Source organism: Streptomyces sp. UH6 (genome assembly GCF_013421635.1).
Classification (GTDB): domain Bacteria; phylum Actinomycetota; class Actinomycetes; order Streptomycetales; family Streptomycetaceae; genus Streptomyces; species Streptomyces abyssomicinicus.
On sequence record NZ_JACADT010000464.1, the window covers coordinates 1 to 4,361 of the forward strand.

Annotated in this window: 6 protein-coding genes; 5 read left to right on the forward strand and 1 reads right to left on the reverse strand. The window is 69.1% G+C overall.

What is annotated here, in order from left to right; translation table 11 throughout:
* The coding region (locus tag HW445_RS19975) for a hypothetical protein (RefSeq protein WP_180222359.1) at positions 1–235 on the reverse strand (235 nt) is incomplete at its 3' end.
* A gap of 201 nt (positions 236–436) precedes the next feature.
* On the opposite strand from HW445_RS19975, the gene HW445_RS19980 reads away from it, so the two are divergent.
* The 5 genes from HW445_RS19980 to HW445_RS20000 all read left to right on the forward strand — a co-directional run.
* Positions 437–1,798 (forward strand): hypothetical protein, encoded by a 1,362-nt coding sequence (locus tag HW445_RS19980; protein ID WP_180222360.1) that lies wholly within the window; start codon positions 437–439, stop codon positions 1,796–1,798.
* Positions 1,795–2,565 carry a hypothetical protein gene (locus HW445_RS19985; RefSeq protein WP_180222361.1) on the forward strand — a complete coding sequence of 257 codons (771 nt, stop codon included), beginning with the start codon at positions 1,795–1,797 and terminating at the stop codon, positions 2,563–2,565. Before HW445_RS19980 ends, HW445_RS19985 begins: the two co-directional genes overlap by 4 nt.
* A 101-nt stretch (positions 2,566–2,666) precedes the next feature.
* Positions 2,667–3,527 carry an immunity 49 family protein gene (locus HW445_RS19990; RefSeq protein WP_180222362.1) on the forward strand — a complete coding sequence of 287 codons (861 nt, stop codon included), beginning with the start codon at positions 2,667–2,669 and terminating at the stop codon, positions 3,525–3,527.
* Positions 3,528–3,756: 229 nt separating this feature from the next.
* On the forward strand, positions 3,757–4,056 hold the full coding sequence (locus HW445_RS19995; protein WP_180222363.1) for a hypothetical protein: 300 nt from the start codon (positions 3,757–3,759) through the stop codon (positions 4,054–4,056).
* 88 nt (positions 4,057–4,144) lie between these two features.
* A partial coding sequence (locus tag HW445_RS20000; protein ID WP_180222364.1) for an EsaB/YukD family protein occupies positions 4,145–4,361 on the forward strand: 217 nt, incomplete at its 3' end.

The window sequence follows — 4,361 nt, forward strand, 5'->3', positions numbered from 1 at the left end:
TGCGGAGGTTCCGCCGGTGCGGGTCGATGCCGAGGTTCCGCCCGTGCGCGTCGGCGGGGAAGGGCTCCCCGGCGGGAACGTCGCGGACAACCTCCCGGTGGGACGGGCCGACGACGCGGCCCAGGGGCCGACAGCGCACCACGCAGACGGTCCCACCGATGGCTCCGGCACTCCGCACCACGACGGACCGGGCGGCGGGCACGCCGATCAGCCATCCGTCGGAACCGTCGACCATGCCTCTCCGGGCTCCGGTGTGCACGAACTCGGACCCGGGTCCGGATCCGGCACAGGCGACCTGATGCCGCCCGGCGGCGGTGCGGACACCCTGGGGGGCACTGCCCCTGGCGCTCCACGCGGCAATCTGCCCGACGGCTCCTGGGCGGGCGAGAACGGGCTCCGGCTCGATCCGGAGGCGAATGCGGCCGCGGACGACTTCATGCGTCGTTCGCAGGAGGCCGAGCCCCGGATCACGGAGTCGATGCAGGCCATCACGGGTCGCGTGGACGACGGGAAGCTGACCGGGCTTGAGTACCGGCTCAAGGGCGAGGACTCGCTCAAGCGCAAACTCGCCACGGACATGCTCGACGACATCGGCATGGACCACACCCGCATGCTGAGCGACATCAAGGACTCCATCCGCTACACGATGGAGGTTCCGGCCCGGAACTACGCCGATGGCGTCCAGCGGGCGGTCAACGACCTGCACGCACGGGGCTTCGAGAACGTCACGTTCAAGAACACCTGGGACTCCCCCGGCTACAAGGGGATCAACTCCACCTGGCGCGACCCGGTCAGCGGCCAGGTCTTCGAGCTGCAGTTCCACACGGCGGACAGTTTCGCGGCCAAGATGGACGGCCACGTCCTGTACGAGAAGGAGCGCCTGCCCGGAGTCCCGCCCGACGAACTCGCCGCGATCAGGCTCGAGCAGTCGGAGCTGTTCGGCAGGGTTCCGGTGCCGCACGGAGCGGGAGACATCCGCGTCGGAGGGCAGGCCGCTGCCGACGCGGCCTCCGCCCTCGGCAGGGAACTCGACGCCGCCGCCGGCCAGGTCGACTCCCTCGGCGACGACCTGGGACGGGCCGATTCCGAAACCCCGCACACCGACCCTCATGCTCCGGAGCGCGGTACCGACGGGGACGGCGGTGCGGGCGACGGCCTGGGCGGCAGCCCCTACACCGACGGTCCGAACGGTGGCTGGAGTGGCGCGGGATGGGTCGACCAGCCCTCCGAGCACGCCGGCAGGATCTACGAGTCACTGCGCGCCACGCCGAACCACGTCGACGTTCCGCAGATGGCGAGGAACACCGGCGTCTCCGAATCCGTGATCCGTGACGTGAAGACCCACATGATCCGATCGCAGCACGATGTGGTGGTGGGTCCAGGCGAGTGGAAGCGCGGCCTGTTCACGCCGCGTGATGACATCGCGAATCTGTGGGACGGAGCTCGGAAGGGAACCCTGACCCCGGACCAGATCCGGGAATTCAAGAATCTGATGAGCCACGAATACGTGGAGAGTCAGCTCATGAAGCGGGGACTGCCCTACCTCCGCGACGAAAGGGGTCTGTGGCGGTTCGGAGACGACGGGACCGTCGACGGCCGCAGGTCACCCAAGAGCCTGAGCGCCGCCGGAGCGCACGATCTGTCCCCGAACCCCGTCCGAGGTGGTTTCGGTATGGCGTGGCAGAAGCTCGGTCTCAGACACCCGCAGACGCAGTTGGCCGACGACTTGTCCAACATCGACGATTTCGTCAAGGATATAGTCCAGGAACTCAAGGCGAAGGGGCTGGACCTCAAGTGACGGAAGACCGCGCGCGCCTGGCGCTCGAGCGGCTCAGGAGCATCGACTGGGCCGACGACGCCGCGGCCTACGAGCACGCGAATTCGCGTGGGCTGCTGATGCGCGAGTTCCTCCGGCGCACGGCTGCTTGGGCACGCGCCCACCACGTCGAACCCTCATGGCCGTTCCTGGACGTCGTGGAACTGGTCGCCCCCGAGGTCGAGGTCCCGGCGGATGTCGCCGCCGAGGTGGAGGACGCGCTCAAGGGCGTGGCGCCTTCGTCGCTCAAGGAGACCTGCCGGGCCGCGGTCAGGTGGGCCGCCCTGGTGCAGTCCGGGTTCGAGGCGCCTGCGGAGCTCCCCGCCGAGCCCTACGAGCCGCTGCTGCTCATGTGTGAGCGAGGGGGCGGCTATTTCGTGGAGGAGTTCATCGACCTCAACGGCGCGATGGTCCGCCTCGGCACGGTGGACAGCAATCTCGCGGCCCAGCCCTTCCTCACCCTCGCGTCGACGACGCTCGACGCCCTTGACGCCGAAGGCGACATCACGTACTACGCCAAGGTCAGCGAGGGGTATCCACGGAGCACCCCGCGGGGAATCGTGCGGCGTCGGGTCGACGAGGAACGGACCTACGACGAGGCCTTCACCCGCAACCTCCGCTGGGAGTCCACCGAGTATCTGCGTCGTTACGAACTCGGGCACAACGACGTGGACCATGTCGAGATCTCGACCGTCGAGGCAGCCCGCTTCATCGAGTCGGCCATCACGCGGCTGTCGGGCACGGGCTGAGCACGGCCTGTTCCGCTGCCCTGCGGACTCTCGGGGACACCTGGGACGGCAGACGGCGGAGTTCCCGCCCGGCCCGTACAGAGCTCTGGAGAGGACGCGCCGTGCCCACCTCCATCATCCGCCACGCATACCCGACGGACGGCGCCGAAGAGGAACACCGAGCGCTGCGTCAGGCTGCCGCCGAGATGACCGACGGGCTGGAGGAGAACCCGCGGAACCTCGAGTTCGCCTTCATGATCACGCTCACCGAGGCGGAATCGCGTTGCGCGAGCGATCCGTTGGGCGAGTCGGCCCAGACCTGGCGGGCCTGGGTGGCGGCGATGCAGGTCGGGTCCGCGCTGTTCGACGCGGCCAACGCGTCCGGGGGACGCGTCGAGACACGGATCGCCGGCGTGACGCGTTCCATTCCGGCGACCGGACCGAACCGGGCCGCGCACGCGGGCAACTGGATCAAGGCGTTCTGGCTGGCCGTCGTCTGCCGTGAGCAGGACCGCATGGCTCGGCTGTGCGACGTTCCGATCTCGCTGCTTCGCGCCTCCGGAGCGGAGTTCGACGAGTACGTCTACACGTGGATCGACACGTTGCAGAGCCACTGGCTGCGGCGTGACGGCGTGGGTGACAAGCTGGTGGCGGCCTCGGCCGGCGCACTGCCGCAGAACGCGAGGATCGCGAGTGCGGACCTGCTGCTCATGGTCCTCTCCCAGCCGATCGAGCTGTTCCGTCGTTATCTGCGCCAGGACGCCGCGGAGTTCGACAAGGCACTGGAGGAGAGTCTGCGGCTGCACAAGGAGTACTGGACCGCCGACGAGGACCGTGCCCTCAGCAGCGAAGGCCTCGTGGCGCTCGGCCCACTGGCCATGGCATGCCTGGCTCACGACGCGGAGATGCCGCTCGAGGTCACGTCGGACTACCTGCCCGAAGTCCTGGTGAAAGCCGAGTGGGTCGGTGAGTTCGACGCCTGACCCGTGCGCGCACGGCGTTCGAGGACTGGTCCCGAGCACCCAAGTGCGCCAGTTGTGCGCGGTGTTACTGGAACCCGACTGTACGTGTGGCGCGTCCATGTCCTATGTTGCGATGGCCGGGCCGCAAGCCCGGCCCTCGCTCCAGGTCAGGCCCGGGCGGCCGACGTCCGCCGGTGATCCGGCCGACCACGGCCGGCCCGGACTCCATCCTCGATCCAGGACGAACTGAATGGCACGGGACTACGACAGCCAGCTGCTGGAGTCGGTGGCGGTGCGCCGGCGGCGGATGCGGGACGCGCTGCTGTTCGGTGCGCAGCGTGCGCGGCGGACGGCGGACGAGCGGTTCGGGAAGGTGTTCGCGGGGATCGCGATCGCCGCCGTGCTGTGCGCCGGGTGCGTCGGCTGGTCGTTCCTCCAGGCCACGATGGCGAAGCAGAAGGCCGAGCAGGAGAAACAGCGGCAGCAGCAGGAGCAGTTGTACAACCCGTCCCCCGCCGCTTCGCCCGGCGGGAACGGCGACGAGCAGTGAACGTGGGGCGGGCGGAGAGGAGTTCGCGTGATCATGTCCCTGCAGGGGCCCTCGGGGCCCGTCACGACGCGACGATAGGTTCCGGTGAGTGGTGAGCACAGCAACGACGTTCCGGACCCAGCTCAGCAGGGTCACTCTGATCGGTGAGCGGCGGCGCGCCGACCTGGTCCTTCCGTCGGACACGCCGATCGGTCAACTCCTGCCGGACATCCTGCGGTTGCTGGACGACCGGGTGGCGACCAGGCCCACGACGCGGCAGTTGCTGACGGCGGACGGTGCCGCGCTGCCGCACGACGCCACGCTCG